14 protein-coding genes are annotated in these 15,121 nt (G+C 66.7%); 3 read left to right on the top strand and 11 right to left on the bottom strand.

Translation table 11 applies throughout. The features are described from left to right. Nucleotides 1–76 precede the first annotated feature (76 nt). On the top strand, nt 77–874 hold the full coding sequence (locus SAVERM_RS18605) for a bestrophin-like domain (RefSeq protein ID WP_107277515.1): 798 nt from the start codon (nt 77–79) through the stop codon (nt 872–874). Between the two features lie 104 nt (nt 875–978). Here the strand turns inward: SAVERM_RS18605 and gad are convergent, their stop codons facing one another. From gad to SAVERM_RS18585, 4 genes are all read right to left on the bottom strand, one after another. Then, complete coding sequence (gene gad, locus SAVERM_RS18600) at nt 979–2,343, bottom strand: glutamate decarboxylase (RefSeq protein ID WP_010985032.1); 1,365 nt, start codon at nt 2,341–2,343, stop codon at nt 979–981. A gap of 135 nt (nt 2,344–2,478) precedes the next feature. Next, complete coding sequence (locus tag SAVERM_RS18595; protein WP_010985031.1) at nt 2,479–3,609, bottom strand: catalase family protein; 1,131 nt, start codon at nt 3,607–3,609, stop codon at nt 2,479–2,481. A 54-nt stretch (nt 3,610–3,663) separates the two neighbouring features. Then, complete coding sequence (locus SAVERM_RS18590) at nt 3,664–5,016, bottom strand: Dyp-type peroxidase (protein WP_042493242.1); 1,353 nt, start codon at nt 5,014–5,016, stop codon at nt 3,664–3,666. 156 nt (nt 5,017–5,172) lie between these two features. Further along, complete coding sequence (locus tag SAVERM_RS18585) at nt 5,173–5,763, bottom strand: hypothetical protein (RefSeq protein ID WP_237528817.1); 591 nt, start codon at nt 5,761–5,763, stop codon at nt 5,173–5,175. A 605-nt stretch (nt 5,764–6,368) separates the two neighbouring features. Between SAVERM_RS18585 and SAVERM_RS18580 the strand changes: the two genes are divergently transcribed. Then, nucleotides 6,369–7,046 carry a GAP family protein gene (locus tag SAVERM_RS18580; protein WP_010985028.1) on the top strand — a complete coding sequence of 226 codons (678 nt, stop codon included), beginning with the start codon at nt 6,369–6,371 and terminating at the stop codon, nt 7,044–7,046. 117 nt (nt 7,047–7,163) lie between these two features. Here the strand turns inward: SAVERM_RS18580 and SAVERM_RS18575 are convergent, their stop codons facing one another. From SAVERM_RS18575 to SAVERM_RS18555, 7 genes are all read right to left on the bottom strand, one after another. After that, nucleotides 7,164–7,712, bottom strand: coding sequence for a hypothetical protein (locus SAVERM_RS18575; RefSeq protein ID WP_037644820.1), 549 nt, complete (start codon nt 7,710–7,712; stop codon nt 7,164–7,166). A gap of 264 nt (nt 7,713–7,976) precedes the next feature. Then, entirely contained in the window at nt 7,977–8,687 is a 711-nt protein-coding gene (locus SAVERM_RS18570) for a hypothetical protein (protein WP_010985026.1), read from the bottom strand. 221 nt (nt 8,688–8,908) lie between these two features. Then, nucleotides 8,909–9,523, bottom strand: coding sequence for a hypothetical protein (locus SAVERM_RS18565; protein WP_048894563.1), 615 nt, complete (start codon nt 9,521–9,523; stop codon nt 8,909–8,911). A gap of 318 nt (nt 9,524–9,841) precedes the next feature. Continuing rightward, complete coding sequence (locus tag SAVERM_RS45945) at nt 9,842–10,297, bottom strand: nucleoside deaminase (RefSeq protein ID WP_010985024.1); 456 nt, start codon at nt 10,295–10,297, stop codon at nt 9,842–9,844. Nucleotides 10,298–10,353: 56 nt separating this feature from the next. Continuing rightward, complete coding sequence (locus SAVERM_RS40180) at nt 10,354–11,127, bottom strand: radical SAM protein (RefSeq protein WP_237529392.1); 774 nt, start codon at nt 11,125–11,127, stop codon at nt 10,354–10,356. After that, the gene (locus SAVERM_RS42945) at nt 11,108–11,923 is read right to left on the bottom strand and encodes a hypothetical protein (RefSeq protein ID WP_159029001.1); all 816 of its coding nucleotides are present in this window, start codon (nt 11,921–11,923) and stop codon (nt 11,108–11,110) included. The genes SAVERM_RS40180 and SAVERM_RS42945 overlap by 20 nt, the downstream gene beginning before the upstream one ends. Nucleotides 11,924–12,304: 381 nt before the next feature. Continuing rightward, entirely contained in the window at nt 12,305–14,044 is a 1,740-nt protein-coding gene (locus SAVERM_RS18555) for a dolichyl-phosphate-mannose--protein mannosyltransferase (protein ID WP_010985023.1), read from the bottom strand. A 62-nt stretch (nt 14,045–14,106) separates the two neighbouring features. On the opposite strand from SAVERM_RS18555, the gene rsmI reads away from it, so the two are divergent. Next, complete coding sequence (gene rsmI, locus SAVERM_RS18550) at nt 14,107–14,973, top strand: 16S rRNA (cytidine(1402)-2'-O)-methyltransferase (RefSeq protein WP_010985022.1); 867 nt, start codon at nt 14,107–14,109, stop codon at nt 14,971–14,973. The last annotated feature ends 148 nt before the right edge of the window (nt 14,974–15,121 follow it).

Raw genomic sequence — 15,121 nt, 5'->3', positions numbered from 1 at the left:
ACGAGGAGCTCCAGGTCGCGGGGGCCGATGTGCCGCCGCCGTGTGGCGCTCGCGACAACGCGCTGTGGGTGATGTGGTGAACTGGTTGACCTCGCTGCCGGCGGTGGTGCTGGTTGTGGGCGGGCTCCTGCTTGCCTTACTGGTCGCGGCCGTGGCGCGGGTCGGCGTCCGGGCGCTCGTACCGGTCGAGGAACGGGACCGGGTGCCGCAGATCGCCACGCCCCTGATGCCGACACTCGGCGCTGCCTTCGCGATCTTCGCGGCACTCACACTGGCCAGCGAGGCCGGCTACCTGCGCGCGGCCGAGGGGCTGGTGAGCGACGAGGCGGCCGCGGCCTCCCGCCTGGCATGGGCGGCGACAAGTCCGCGAGTCCGGTCGGAGCCGATCCACACGGCACTGCTGAACTACTTGCAGACCACGCGCGCCGGGGAGTGGGAAGCCACCGCGGCGGCGTCCGGTGACGACCCCGCCACCGCTCGCGCGATCGCACGGCTGGAGCGGAGTGTGCGCGCCGAGGCGGCCCGGCCAGAGGTGGGCACCCCGACAGGCACGGAGCTGGTGGCTTCCGTCGACGGTGTCACCAGTAGTCGTCGCGCCCGCGTCGCGGCCGCCTCGCGCGACGTTCCCGCGCTGTACGTCGTCACGCTCGTGGTCAGCGGACTGGCCTTGATCGTGAACGCGGGCGCACTGGTCTTCCGCAGCAGCCTGCGAACATCACTGCTGATCGTAGGTGTTGCGAGTGTGGTCGGGCTGAGCCTGGCGTTGCTCTTCGCACTCAGCGGGCCCTGGAGCGGACCGCTCATCGTCAGTGGGCATCCGCTCGACGCCGTCATCGGAAACCTGAAGTCCGGCTTCTTCGACGGCGGGCCGTAGGCGACGGGCGCGATCAGTACGCCGACAACCGCTCACCGGCGGCCGCGCCCTGCGGCCGCCCAGAAGACTTCGTCGCCCGTCCTCGAGGATGCCGGTCGCGGACGTCAGTAACCGGTGCCGCGCTTGATCTGGGCCCGCTCGACCTCGGTGGTCCCGCCCTTGTGGTCCAGGGTGGCGCACGCGTCGGCGATGTCCTGGGTCAGACGCTCGATCTGCTCGCGGCTCAGGGTCTCCTTGACCAGGGCGCGCAGGATCTTCACCCGCTCCGCGTTGGGCGGGAGCGTGTACGCCGGCACCATCCAGCCACGCTCGGCCGAGAGCTGCCAGGCGATGTCGGACTCGTCGTAGGCGTGCTCGCCGGCGAGGCGGAAAGCGACCAGCGGCAGCTGCTCGAGGTCGCTGCCGATCACTTCGAAGCGGCCGCTGCTCCGCAGGTTGTCCGCCAACGCGTGGGCGTTCTTCTGCATCGTCTCCATGACGTAGGTGTAGCCCTGACGACCCAGCCGCACGAAGTTGTAGTACTGGGCGAGGACCATCGACGCGCCGGTCGAGAAGTTCAGCGTGAACGTCGCGTCGGTCTTGCCCAGGTAGTTCTCGTAGAACACGAGGTCCTTGGCCAGGTCGGACTCCTCGCGGAAGACCAGCCAGCCGATGCCGGGGTAGACCAGGCCGTACTTGTGTCCCGACACGTTGATCGAGCGGACCTGCTCGAGCCGGAAGTCCCATTTCGAGTCCGGATAGAGGAAGGGCCACACAAAGCCGCCGCTGGCGCCGTCGACGTGGATCGGGATGTCGAGGTCCCGCTCCTTGCGGACGTCCCGCAGGAGCTTGTCGATCCCGACGACGTCGTCCTTGTGGCCGGTGAACGTGGTGCCGACGACGGCGACGACACCGATGGTGTTCTCGTCGATGTGGGGCTCCACGTCCTCTGGGCCGATCGTGTACTTGTCCTCGGCAAGCGGCACGATCCGCGGCTCGACGTCGAAGTAGCGGCAGAACTTCTCCCACACGACATGGACGTCGCCGCCGAAGACCAGGTTGGGCCGGTCGGCCGGCAGGTTGGCCGCCTGGCGGCGCTCCCGCCACTTCCACTTCAGCGACAGCGCGCCGAGCATGATCGCCTCGGACGAGCCCTGGGTCCGGCATCCGGTGGTCTTGCCCGGTGCGTGGAAGAGGTCGGCGAGCATGCGCACGCAGCGCTGCTCGATCTCGGCGGAGATGGGGTACTCCGCGTGGTCGATGAAGTTGCGGTGGAGGTTCTCGGCGATGATCCGTTGCGCCTCCGGCTCCATCCAGGTGGTGACGAACGTGGCGAGGTTGCGCTGCGGGTCGCCTTCCATGACGAGGTCCTCATCCAGCAGCCTCATGGTGTCCGTCGCGGTCATGCCCTCCTCGGGGAAGGTCTGCGAGGGAGCGGGCTCGGTCAGGAAGCGGTTTCCGAACAGGGCCGCGACGTCTCTCTTGGTCATGCCGCCGATTCAACCGTCACCCGAGCGGCAGCCATGCCCAGGACCTCGGGTCGGACGTGGGATTCACGAGAACGGCGCACCTTGACGACTTCCCGACTTCCCGACGCGATCACTCCCGTGCCCACGTCCGGGAGCTCATTGGGCCGGGCCAAGTACCTCGGCGACGCTGCGGGGCTCTGTGCGCGGCTGCTGGTTGAGCTTGTGGCGCTCCATGGAGGACTGCCGGTAGACCTCCTTGCGGGACCGCATGATGTTGCCCAGGGGCGCGTGCTCGGCGGTGACCCGCCAGGGCGTGAAGGACAGTGAGTCCATCTTCTCCAGGTTTTCCGGGCCGGAGATGTCCTGCCGCGGCAACCGCAGTTTGGCCACGGTGACGGACGGCGAGAGCTGCTCGGGCCACTCCACGGTGGTGTCCTCCACCGGCATCCGCTCCAGGTCGGTGCAGAGCTGAACCTGGATGTCGAAGGCGTAGGGCCGCTCCTGGAGCTCGGCCTCAAGGGCCGGCCGGAAGACCTCCTGCGCGGAGGTCGGGTCGATGTCGCGCCGGACCACCGCGGCGGCGAAGGACGGGTCGGGGGTGATGCGCACCTTGGCGATGTAGTCCCCGTGCCGGACCGCGCCCATCGTCCAGTAGCTCGACAGCAGCAGGTTTGCCGGAGGGGTCTTCGACAGGCGCAGGAAGGCCAGGAACTCGTCCCACGCCCAGTCGTCCTGGTCCAGCGTTCCCTTTCCGGTCACGAAGTCGGTGAAGAAACGATGCGCGCCGGGGCGGCCCTGGGAGAAGTAGGCCGGCGCGTTCAGGAACAGTTCCTGGATGAACAGGTAGTGCTCGACCGTGTTGCAGAAGAAGATCGGTCCGTTGATGTTGGCGTAGTCGAAGGTGCCCGTGTCCGGTTCGTCTTCCAGCAGGGTCGGGCCGGGGATGTCGAAGATCTTCAGTGCCAGTCCGGTGGCGGCGCCCAGTCGCGCGTCGGCTCCGGCGTGAGGCGAGCCGTTGGAGAAGCGGATGAGCGCGTCATGGGTTCCCGGAGTCGCGTAGATGCCTTGGGCGTACTCGGGGGGAAGCCCGTCCAGGATCTCCACTTCACCGCGGACCAGCCCGTAGCCCTTGGCATGGGCGTCGCGCAGGGCCCGGCCGGTGCCACCGGCCTTGACCGACTCGGTGATGTAGGCCTCGGTCTTTGCGATCACCGTCTGCACGTTCTGGTCGAAGTGCGGGTCATCGTCTTCGACGTCCGGCGTGTAGGGGACGAACTGTGCTGCCATGACGTGACCTCTCCTCGGAGACCGTGGTGGGACCTCAGGGGGCAGGAACCGCCCTCAGTCCTCCAGCTCGGCAAGCCAGCGCAAGGCGCGCAGACCCGGCACGAAGCAGTACTCACCGCCCCGGGTGACCACGAAGCTGGGCAGGTTCCGCAGGCGGCGCCGGACCGGCTTCTCCGGGATGGTGACGCTGCCGGTGCCGCCGTGATGCCCGGCCACCGGGTCCTTCTCGCCGGGATAGCCGATGAAGTTGCCGTCGTTGACCCACTCGGCCTTGATGAATTCGAACTGCCGCTCCAGATGGGCTCCGATGAAGACTCCGACCAGGCCCCGCTCGGCGCCGTCGTCTTCCAGCACGCCCTCCGGCAGCGGCGGGCCGTAGGTGGTGCCGCGGCGGATGAGGCGGTGCATGCGTGCGTCGCCGATGATCGTGGCGTCGCGGGGGTTGGTGCGCCGGATGTGCGCACCGGCGGGGCACCGGAACCCTCGGTCGTCGTCCTCCCGGTACAGGAAGTTGTTGACGCGGTGCGGATCGGCCGCCAGCTCTGGATCATCGTGCTCCGGCGTCAGTGTCAGCGGCGCCCCGCTGGGCCAGCGCCCGACCATCTTCGCCGCCAGAAGTGCCTCCTCCTGGGCGCTGGAGGTGTTCGCGCGCAGGTACTGCCGCCAGGCCGCCACGTTGGTGTGGATCTTGCGAACGGCCGCGTAGGTTCCGTTGCGCCCCAGCACATCGGGGCTGGGCATGGGGGGCAGACTGCCGGTTTCGTCGGGGTAGCCGAGGATGAACTCACCGGCCTTGATGGGGACTTCCTGCGGGTTGGAGCCGGGCAGGCCGACGCCCTCGATGTTCGGATGGCTGATGCCGTCGCGGAATCCGAAGGTGGTGCGCCCGGTCGGGAGCTGGTGGACCTCCTGCTGCCAGATCACCTGGACACCGGGCGTGTCCTCGTAGGCGACACGGGCCCGGTCCAGCTCCTTGTCCAGCTGCGCCGTATCCGAGGAGAGGGCGCTCAACGCGATGTGGACATCGCCCGTCCCGAACGGTGCCTCCCAGTGGGCCGCGGCACTCTCGCCCACGTCACCGATCAGCTCCGCCCGAGCGGCCATGCCCTCACGGAACGCCCGCGGAAAGCTGTCCAGCGACTCCTGAGGCACCCCCAGGGCCCGCAGTCCCTGGTAGGTGAACGCCACAGCCACCCAGGCGTCCTGGCTCCGGTCCACGCTGGGCAGACCACCCGAGGTCACCGGGAGCAGCCGCCGCAGCAGGGCGCGCCCGGCGTGGCGGTCATCGACGCGCAGGAGGATGAACTTCCCCTCGTACGGCACGGGCCGTGGACGCAGTGCCCCGCTTTGGACGTCGTCGATCTCGACGCGCACGTCGCCCGCGCTGCTGCTTGCCGTCGTGTTCATGCTCGCCTGTGCCTCCATATCGGCCTCTGCCCGGGCAAACCTGCAGCGGCCGACCCGCGCCCGACGCGGTCCACCGATGTCGGGTCGGCTCTGAGGGGTGGTCGTGTCCGGGCTCCAGGGCCTGTCGCCCGGCAGACGGGAATGTGACGACAGGACCTAGGCCGCGGCTTCCTCCATCAGCTTCTGGAAGGCAGGCGTGGCCAGCAACTCGGCGTTCGCCGGGTTGTCCAGCGCCGCCCGGAACTCAGCGGTGTCCAACAGCGCCTCGAACGCCTCGTCCACGCGCTGGTCCTTCCAGATCTGCTGAACGGTCAGATCGGGGTACGAGCTGACGAAGACTCCCGCGGGCTCCTGCTGGGACACGAACCAGTCCTTCACCCCGGGATCGGCGACGCCGGGGAACCCTTCGGTGTGCGAGAAGATCTTGTCGAAGCGGGCCCCGACCACCGTCTTGGCGAAGTCGTCGATGTACGTGTCCCAGGAGCCGTCGAAGACGCTGGCGAACATGAACCGGGTGTCGTTGTCGAAGATCACGTGCCGTGCGTCGTGCAGGGTGCCGATCTGGCGCAGTGCCTCACGGGCTTTCGCGTCGGTCGCCGCTTCGGCGAACGCGGCGAGATCCTCACGCAGCGCGTCCGCGTGGCCCGGCTTGATCTTGGTGAAGACGGTGAACTCGCTACAGACCCCGTCCGACCTGCCCGGGCGCTCGGGCTGAGCTGACTGGGGTGCGCCTGTCGTCGCAGTCATCGTGAGATTCTCCTGCCACGGATCGGTGCGAGGGTCGCCAAGCGCCCGAACATGAGGCGCCATCGCCCTCACCTGTCAATCGTGACCGCACCTGCGTCGCCTTGCATCTCCGCCCCGGGGTGGTGTGGCCACCTGGGGGCGGATTCTTGCGAGGCTCCGGTTGCAGCGCGGGCGGCCAGCAGGCCAAGGCCAGGGTCCCCGCGTCCTGAGGAGTTCCCGAGGACAGATCCGCAAAGGCGCAGGAGGATGGAACAGGGAAGAACAGCGGCGCAGCTGATCGCACAACAGCCTGTCGCTCCGCCCAGACGCCGGCCCCGCTGCCGTGAGCGGGCTCGAGTGACGAGGTGCTCAGCAGTTCTCCGTCGTCCGCGGGAAAGCCGCGTGAGAGGTGCTGACCGCCGGCAAGTCGCCGTTCAGAAGGACCACTCTCAAAGAGGCGGCACCCCACGGGGCCAGGGTCCTTCCGCGGGCCCCGGGCTCACGTTAGGCCCCCGGGCTCACGTTCACGACAGTCCCACGGCCGCCCACGCAGGCTGTCGGGTCACCCACGTCCGCCAAGCGTTGCTCAACTGGATCGCCGCCCCGATCCCCACCTGGAGGCAACCATGGGCAAAGTTCTCGGTGACGTGCTGGGTCTTGCGGCCGGCGTCGCGATCAGCCCGCTCCCGATCATCGCCATCATCCTCATACTCGCGACGCCCCGGGGACGTCTCAACGGACCCCTCTTCACCCTCGGCTGGATCCTGGGACTCTCGGCACTGGGCGCGGTGATGCTGGCAATCGCTTCCCCCGCAGGTGCCTCCGCCCACAATCAACCGGCCACCTGGGTGGGAGCCGTCAAGCTCGCTCTGGGCGTGGTCCTCGTCCTCTTCGGCGCCCGGCAATGGCACCGGCGCCCGAAGGATCCCTCACAAGCCCAGCTGCCGAAGTGGATGGGCGCGATCGACCGCCTCACGCCGGTCAAGGTCTTCGGACTCGGACTGGCCCTCGCCGCGCTCAACGCCAAGAACGCCCCGCTGACCATCGCCGCGGCCGCCTCCATCGGCTCAGCCGGACTGCCGGTCGGGCAGCAGATCGCGTCGCTGGCAATCTTCGTCCTGATCGCCACCCTCGGCCTGCTGGCCCCGCTGGGAGTCTTCCTGCTCGGAGGAGAGCGAGCGAAGACCACGCTCGGCAACTGGAAAGACTGGGCCGCGCAGCACAACGTCGCCGTGATGGCGGTCCTGTTCTTCGTTCTCGGGTTGAAACTGCTCGGTGACGGCATCGGCATCCTCGTCTCCTGACGGGCTCGCACCCGCGGATCGTGGGCGCCCGCCTCGAACTGCCCTCGGACGCATGAACATCCGGCACACGTGCAGCTCGCTCGGATGAACTCGGCGGGTTCGGGTGTGGCTCCTCCGTCAGATACCGATGCCGCCGCCGGGGCCGAGATCTGGGGGGCCAATGTGCGGTGGTAGGCGCTGGATGTCTCGGAGAAGTTCAGTCAGCGCTTTCTGCCTTGAGGCCTGGATGCCCTTCGCCACGTCCTCGATCAGCGAACCGTAGAGGAAGGCTGGTATCGGCGACTGGACGCTCAGCACGTGCCCGAGCGCGAACCGCAAAGCGCCTGTTCCCCATTCGTCGGGGGCGCAGGCCACGAGCGAGTGACGGGCATGGTTCACCTCCGCCTCGGGTGCATCCGAGTCCCCTTGGGCGGGAGCGAAAGCCGGGAGCCGGTCCGGCTGTTCAACGCAGCCGATCGCCCAGGAAGCCGACCGGATGTCGATGGCCAACGCGATGCACTTCTCGGCCAGCGCGACTGCGTTCTTCGGTTCCTTCAGTGGTGGAAAGCCCGCCAGGTTCGCGAGGCCGTTGTACGCGTCGTGGAGTCGGCCTGCATCTCCTGAGCCACCGGCGACGGCGCGACCTGCACGCAGCACGCTGAGGGCAGCATCTCCCATCAGCTTCACATCAGGCTCCGGTCCGCTCGGCTCATCGCGCGAGACCACACGCCGACGTGGCACGAGTCCTCCCCCCTTTGACGCTCGTCAGGACCCTATGGTGGAAGAGCAGCCGGGGTGATCGCCAGATGGCGTGGCCCGGCCCCTTGTTGATCGCCAACGTCATCCGGCATGTGGGCGACGGCACGCCGGTGCGCGTACGGGTGTCACGTCGCGAGGACGGCGGCACCCGCATCGAGGTCACCGACCCCGACCCGCGCGCCAACCGTACGGTCATGGAGAGGTCTCAGGTGCCGCGTAATGATCCAGGTAGCGCCGCAACCGGGGCTCGACCCGTGACAGATCACCGCCGTTGACCGCATGCCAGAGGCGGTTCTCAGTCCAGAACCGATGGGCGAACTCCTCGAACGTAGGCGCGCACCAAAGGATCGCTGTTCTCTGCTCCTCGCCGTCATCGAGGTCGGTCCCGGTCTCCTCTCCGGCACGCCGCGCCTCGTACTCGAACTCGTAGTCAAGGTGGGAGTGAACTACGAACGCCTCACTCGACGGGCGAAGGTAGAGGTACCAGATGACGCAGTCCTGCTGATCCCTGAGGAACCGGACGAGGAAGGCGCCGGGTTCAACGGGGCTGGGCAACGGGTGAGAGATGCTGGTCCAGCAGCCAGTCACCGAAACCTCGTGCAACGAGCCGCGCAGATTCGCGCTGGTCTGGAACGTGACGAAATCGCGCGGGAGCGCGAGGCCCTCGGCGGCCAGCTCCCCGGCCAGGGTGTCCAGTCCTGCGACCTGCTCCGGGATGGAGTCGCCGACACCACCGAGCCACGGAAACGCCCCGGTGAACTGATCGGAGTCAAGCGGCGGCAGGCTCTCGTAGGGATAGTGCTCGTAGGTGTAACGGCAGGCACGGTATCCGCCGAGATCGGTGGCGCACCACGCGGCATCGAAGCTGACGGGTGCCGGTATGGCCCCTGGTCGTGTCTTCACTCGAACCCCCGATTGATCACTGCGAGCGGAGTTGTCGGCGCCGGCATCGCACCGGCCACCGACAACGCCGCCGCCCAGTTAGACCCACATATCCAGCCCCATCCGCAAGCCGGCCGGGCCGTCTCTGGGCCGTGATCATGAGAAGTGGCTGCTGGAAGGCGCGGGCAGGTGCGGCACCCCTACGTAGAGGACGGGCAAAAACGCCGGGCCGACGAGCAGCTCTACCAGTTGGTCAGGTCTACCAGTAGGTCGCAGTGCGGGTCGTCTTGGGACGGCCGCTGGTACTGCTCTTCCCTGACGAGGGAGGGCAGTGAGGCGATCAGCGCGGTGGGGGGAGTCTCGGTCAGGCGGATGTCGGCGCCGATGATGCCGGGGCGGTCTGGGCGTTGCACGTACAGACGCAGCAGGCCCTCGCCGTGCATCAGGAAGCCGATCAGGAAGGGGTTCTCGTCATCGCCGGGGCCCGACAGAGCGCGTACGACGGTAAGCGCCTGGCCCTGCACGGGCTCCGGATCCGGGGAGATCTCCTCCGGGCGGAGGCGAACCAGTGTCATCCCCAAGACCTCGCTGACATCACCGCTGCTGTAGATCTGGGGGCCGGTCAGGACCGTGCGCAGCAGGCCGGGGATGTCGTACGGGGTCACCGTGTCGTGGGGGATCTCGTACAGGAAGTTCATGCCGTTCTCGTCGTCTCCGGCGCGGACGGCGATCCGTACGGCACCGGGGGCGGGCAGAACACCGCGCAGGCGGCAGTACTCGGCAACGGGTGCGTTCAGGTGGTACAGCAGCAGGCGGGTGATATCCGCCTGCTGCTCCCGGTCTTCGGGGTCTGTCACGGATGCATCCACGCGGGGCACTTGTTGTCTCATTAGATTGCGGCAGAAAGCGTTGCTCGGCTGCTTGCGCACACGCCGACGTTGCACAAGTCCTCCCCCTTTGACGCTCTCCAGGCCCGAGAACTGCTGCCGTCGCTCAGGCCGGGGATGCCGGACGGCACGCACTTGACCCTGATCACCGACCGCCGCTGCCCTCTACCACCAGCGCTGGGGAGACCGAGACCGCCTACTACCGGACGCAGCCCGTTGAACACGGTTCGTTTGGCGGAGAGTGCCTAACACTACGAGCCCAATACGGCCGTTCGTCGAGTGACATCTTTAATGCGAGAGGGTAAACAATTTCGCGCATTCCTCCCTGCGAACCTCCTCATGCAACTCAAGGGAGGGAGTTCCCGCACGGATCACATCTCGTGCACGCATGCGAATCTGCCGCCATGTGTATTTCTGATCAGGGTGCTCTTGCGACCAGGTGACAGCATCAATTTGGGTTGCCCCGTACGCAATGCCGCGCATCTTGGCCCAGATCGCAGCGGAGGTGCACATAGGGCATGGCTCCAGCGTGGTCACCAAATAGGCGTCCGGCAGATACCTGGATCCAAGTCGCTCGGCAGCCTGCCTAATAGCGGTAATCTCCGGGTGGCCGGTAGGGTCATTCCCTTGAACCAGCTTGCTCCCCGACTTCCCGATAACTTGTCCGCCTTTGATTACCACAGCCCCTAACGCATAATTACCAGTCGTTGCCGCCTCTCGCGCCAAACAGAGGCATTCTTCCATCCCCTTGTAAATTTCAGCAGCGACTGAGCTTACGTTTACCTTCACGTGAACCTCACCTAAATGGACGACAGCATATATTCTTTGTCGCAGATTTTCCGATCTTCGCCCTCCGTGGCACGCTCGATCCATAGAGAGCCATCGTTTTCCACTACCCAGTAGTCATGACTCCTGATATCTATACAACGCACTTCTATAATCCCTGTGAACAGTGCAGATAAATCTGCTACACCCTTATGTACGGCTTCCAATTCATTGGGCAGGAAGTCGAATGCGGTGGTGCGACCTGCGCGACCACGACTGACCACCGGGATGAAGCTTATCTTTCCAGCTCCAACGTCACATGCAAAATCGACCATCGACCTCATGGAATCTACGACGCCAGGAGTGACTACCGTATTTATAGACAACCGCACTTCTGCATTTATTACTTTGTCGATATTTTCAATTATCTGCGCAAAGGAGGCGCGCCGCAGTATCTGGTCGTTTTCGGCAGACGGCCTGTGAATGCTGAACTTGAACTCACCACCACGCGAGTGTGCGGCAGCCACGATCTCGTCGGAAACGTCAAATCCATTGGTTATGACTACTGGCTTGAGACCTGCTTCCCCGACTGTCTCGATTATCTCAGCCAGATCGCTCCGCGTGGTGGGCTCTCCCCCTGAAAGCTTTAGCGATCGCACCGCTCGCGCCGCAAAGAAACGCGCCAAGCCGGCAATCTCTACGACTGAGAGCTCGGCTCGATCTGCCGGTGGAGCCTGGCAGAAAGCACATGCAACGTTACAGCGACGAGTGACACGTAAGCAGATAGAGCTAGGAACTTCCTGCGGCATTTCCATGGTCAGCGCTCTCCAGTTCTGTAGAGAGTTCGAGCATGTTAAGCACATGGGACATCTGCTCGGCGAATTGTTCCGCGTACCCAAGGCAAACTTGGATCGCATCACCCGAGGCAACCGCATCCGGGAGCTGAGTGCCGTAAAAGACAATTACGCCATGCGGCTCGTGACGTGCATCGTGACTGTTCGTCAGCGCATCCAGGCGTAGAACCGGACATGCTAGGACCCACCGCTGCTGGGGCTCGATCATTCTTGCCACGTCCGGCTCATACAAGTTTGTGTGGTCACCCGGAAGCTCTTCATAAAGCGGCACTCGGTCCCTGAATGCTCGACCGCTCACAATGTGAGGTGTGTCGACGTAAATGCGCGTAAACCCAAATTCGCGCGGCATTCGAATATTCAGGACGGCAAGGTCGCGATCCTGCCTGATGTAGTAGCGTCCTTCATGGTCTTTTTCCGCGACGAAGTATCGAGCGTTGCAGGGAATGGCAAGGGTCTTGGCGACCAGTTCACAGACGATCTTCAGCATCCCCTCAAGGATGCGCCGCTGTCGTTGCTGTAGCGTTGAATAGAGACGCCTGAACTCATCTTCCTGCACCATGCGCCACCTCCATGCAGCGGCTTCCCCGGCTACCAGTAAGGCGATACCCAAAAATAAAGGTAGATTACCCCACCGTAATGAGGTGAGTGAGGTGACGTAGCCGTAATGAGCCAACTGATCAGTGTAAATATTGATCCAAAGCCCCACGAGTATCGCAGAAGCGACGGAAGCGCACACGCGCACCACTGTCATTTTAGGCAACATTAGAAGCATCTCTTTTCGTCTCATGCCAGTCCAGCACGTTGATCAGCCCTGGATGAAGGGCGCGTAGGGGGCGCGCGGTCACGTACGGGAGCATGTAGGAGTGCTTGGTCGCGGAGCCATCTTGGCCAGGAATTGCCGTCGCCTCATGAACTGGGGCAATGCCTGTCGGCAGGAGTGGTCAGAGGCAGCGTGGAGCGCGATCGGCACAACGGCCGAAGCCATGTGCGGTACAGCAGCGAAATACAGCAACCCTGGCGACCGCAGGCGACGGCAGCAGTCGGAACGGGCTCGGATCGAAAAACCGCTAACGACCGATAACGACCACGAGGGTGCGGCCGTCAGCCGCACCCTCGTGGTGTGTCCGCCCAGCTAGACCCACGTATCCAGCCACATCCGCGACCGCCAGTCGTCGATCGGGATCGCCGTGCCCGTGTACAGGGGCCAGAAGTAGATGAAGTTCCAGGCGATCAGGAGGACCAGGACGCCCGCGCCCGCCGCGCCCACCACCCGGCGGCGTTCGCCCGAGCCGGGCGGCCCCAGGATCGCGCCGATCATCATGGCCACCGCCAGGCACAGGAACGGGACGAAGACGACCGCGTAGAAGTAGAAGATCGTGCGTTCCTGGTACATCATCCACGGCAGCCAGCCGGCCGCGATTCCGCAGGCGATCGCGCCCGCCCGCCAGTCGCGGCGGAAGAGCCAGCGCCACAGGACGTACAGGACCGCGAAGCAGGCCGCCCACCACAGCAGCGGGGTGCCGAGGGCGAGGACCTCGCGGGCGCACTTCTCGCCCGCGTCGGCGGGACAGCCGTCCTTGCCGGGCGACGGGGACTCGTAGAAGTACGAGACCGGGCGGCCGGCGACCAGCCAGCTCCAGGGGTTCGACTGGTACTGGTGCGGAGACGAGAGGCCTACGTGGAACTCGTACACCTCGTGCTCGTAGTGCCACAGGCTGCGCAGCCAGTCCGGGAGCCAGGTCCAGTGGCCGCCCTTGCCGTCGGTCGCGGCCCAGTTGCGGAAGTAGCCGCCGCTGCCGTTGGCCGGGGAGAGGATCCAGCCCGTCCAGGAGACCAGGTAGGTGGCCACGGCCACCGGGACCGTCGCCAGGAACGTGATGCCCGTGTCGCGCCGGAGCACGGCCGCGTACGGGCGGCGGGCGCCCGCGACGCGGCGGGAGCCGACGTCCCAAAGGACCGCCATCACACAGAACGCGGCCATGACGTAGAGCGCGTTCCACTTGGTGCCCAGGGCCAGGCCCAGCATCAGGCCGGCCAGCCAGCGCCACGGGCGCGGGCCGAGGCGGGTCGTCTCGGCGGTGTGCGCGTCCGGGCGTACGACACCGTCCGCGTCGGCCGGGAGCGCCGCCGCCAGCCGGGCGCGCGCCCTGTCCCGGTCGACGACCAGACAGCCGAACGCGGCCAGCACGAAGAACATCAGCACCCCGTCGAGCAGCGAGGTGCGGCTCATCACGAAGTGCAGGCCGTCCACCGCCATCAGCGCGCCCGCCAGGCAGCCGAGGAACGTCGAGCGGAACAGACGGCGGCCGATGCGGCACAGCAGCAGGACGGAGAGCGTGCCGAGCAGCGCCGTCATGAAGCGCCAGCCGAACGGGGTGAACCCGAACAGCCATTCGCCGAGGCCGATGACGTACTTGCCGACCGGGGGGTGCACCACATAGGCGGGGTCCGTCGGGATCGCCACATGGCCGTTGCCCTGGAGGATCAGGTCGTTGGCGTCCTTGGCCCAGTTCGCCTCGTACCCGTTGTGGATGAGCGCCCAGGCGTCCTTGGCGTAGTACGTCTCGTCGAATATCACCGCCTTGGGGCTGCCCAGGTTCCAGAAGCGCAGCAGGCCCGCCAGCAGCGTCACGAGCAGCGGGCCGCCCCACGCCGACCAGCGCGTCACACGGTCCGCGACCTCCTGGCGCAGGCCGATCGCCGCCCACAGCCGTGGGCTGGGCTCGCTGAACGGCGGCACCAGCCGGTCGCGCACGTCGGTTCTCGGCGGCGCCGTGTATCCGAAGCGGCGCAGCCGCTGCTGCCACGACGGCCACTGCTCGTCGGCGGCCTGGCCCTGCCGGATGTCCGTGGAGGACGCGGTACTGGTCACCGCGCCATCGTAGGGAACCCTTCTGTGGGAGTCCCGTGCTCCACCCCTGCGAGGATGGAAACGTGACCACAGCGCCTGGAACCCTCGTACTCGCCGGAACCCCCATCGGGGACATCACCGACGCACCGCCCCGGCTCGCCCAGGAGCTGGCGGGTGCCGATGTCGTCGCAGCCGAGGACACCCGGCGGCTGCGGCGGCTGACCCAGGCGCTCGGCGTGCAGCCGGCCGGGCGCGTCGTGTCGTACTTCGAGGGCAACGAGGCCGCCCGTACGCCGGAACTCGTCGAGGCGCTCCTCGACGGCTCGCGCGTGCTGCTCGTGACCGACGCAGGGATGCCGTCCGTCTCCGACCCCGGTTACCGGCTGGTCGCCGCCGCCGTGGCGAAGGACATCCGCGTCACCGCCGTACCGGGCCCGTCCGCCGTACTGACCGCGCTCGCGCTGTCCGGGCTGCCCGTCGACCGGTTCTGCTTCGAGGGGTTCCTGCCGCGCAAGGCGGGGGAGCGGCTGTCGCGGCTGAAGGAGGTCGCCGAGGAGCGGCGCACCCTCGTCTACTTCGAGGCGCCCCACCGCCTCGACGACACCCTCGCCGCCATGGCCGAGGTGTTCGGCGAGGACCGGCGCGCCGCCGTCTGCCGTGAGCTGACCAAGACGTACGAGGAGATCAAGCGCGGCCCGCTGGAGGAGCTGGCCGCGTGGGCCGCGGAAGGCGTACGGGGCGAGATCACCGTCGTCGTCGAGGGCGCGCCGGTCAGGGGAGCCGACGAGCTGGACGCCGACGAGCTGGTGCGCCGGGTCCAGGTGCGGGAAGAGGCCGGGGAGCGGCGCAAAGAGGCCATCGCGGCCGTTGCCGCCGAGGCCGGGATTCCCAAGCGGGACGTGTTCGACGCGGTCGTCGCGGCGAAGAACGCGGCGCGGACCGGCGCGTAGTCCGGCGGCGGGTCGGCCGGTAGTTCGCAGCGGACCAGCCCGTGGTCCGGCAGCGGGCCGGCCCATAGTCCGGTACGGGTCGGCCCGTGGTCCGGCGGCGGACCGGCGCATAGTCCGGCACGGGTCGGCCCATAGTCCGGCAAAGGGA

Origin of the sequence: Streptomyces avermitilis MA-4680 = NBRC 14893 (assembly GCF_000009765.2) — a bacterium.
GTDB classification, from domain to species: Bacteria; Actinomycetota; Actinomycetes; order Streptomycetales; family Streptomycetaceae; genus Streptomyces; species Streptomyces avermitilis.
Note: the sequence above shows the minus strand (reverse complement) of the source record. Positions and strands in the feature narration are given on the sequence as shown.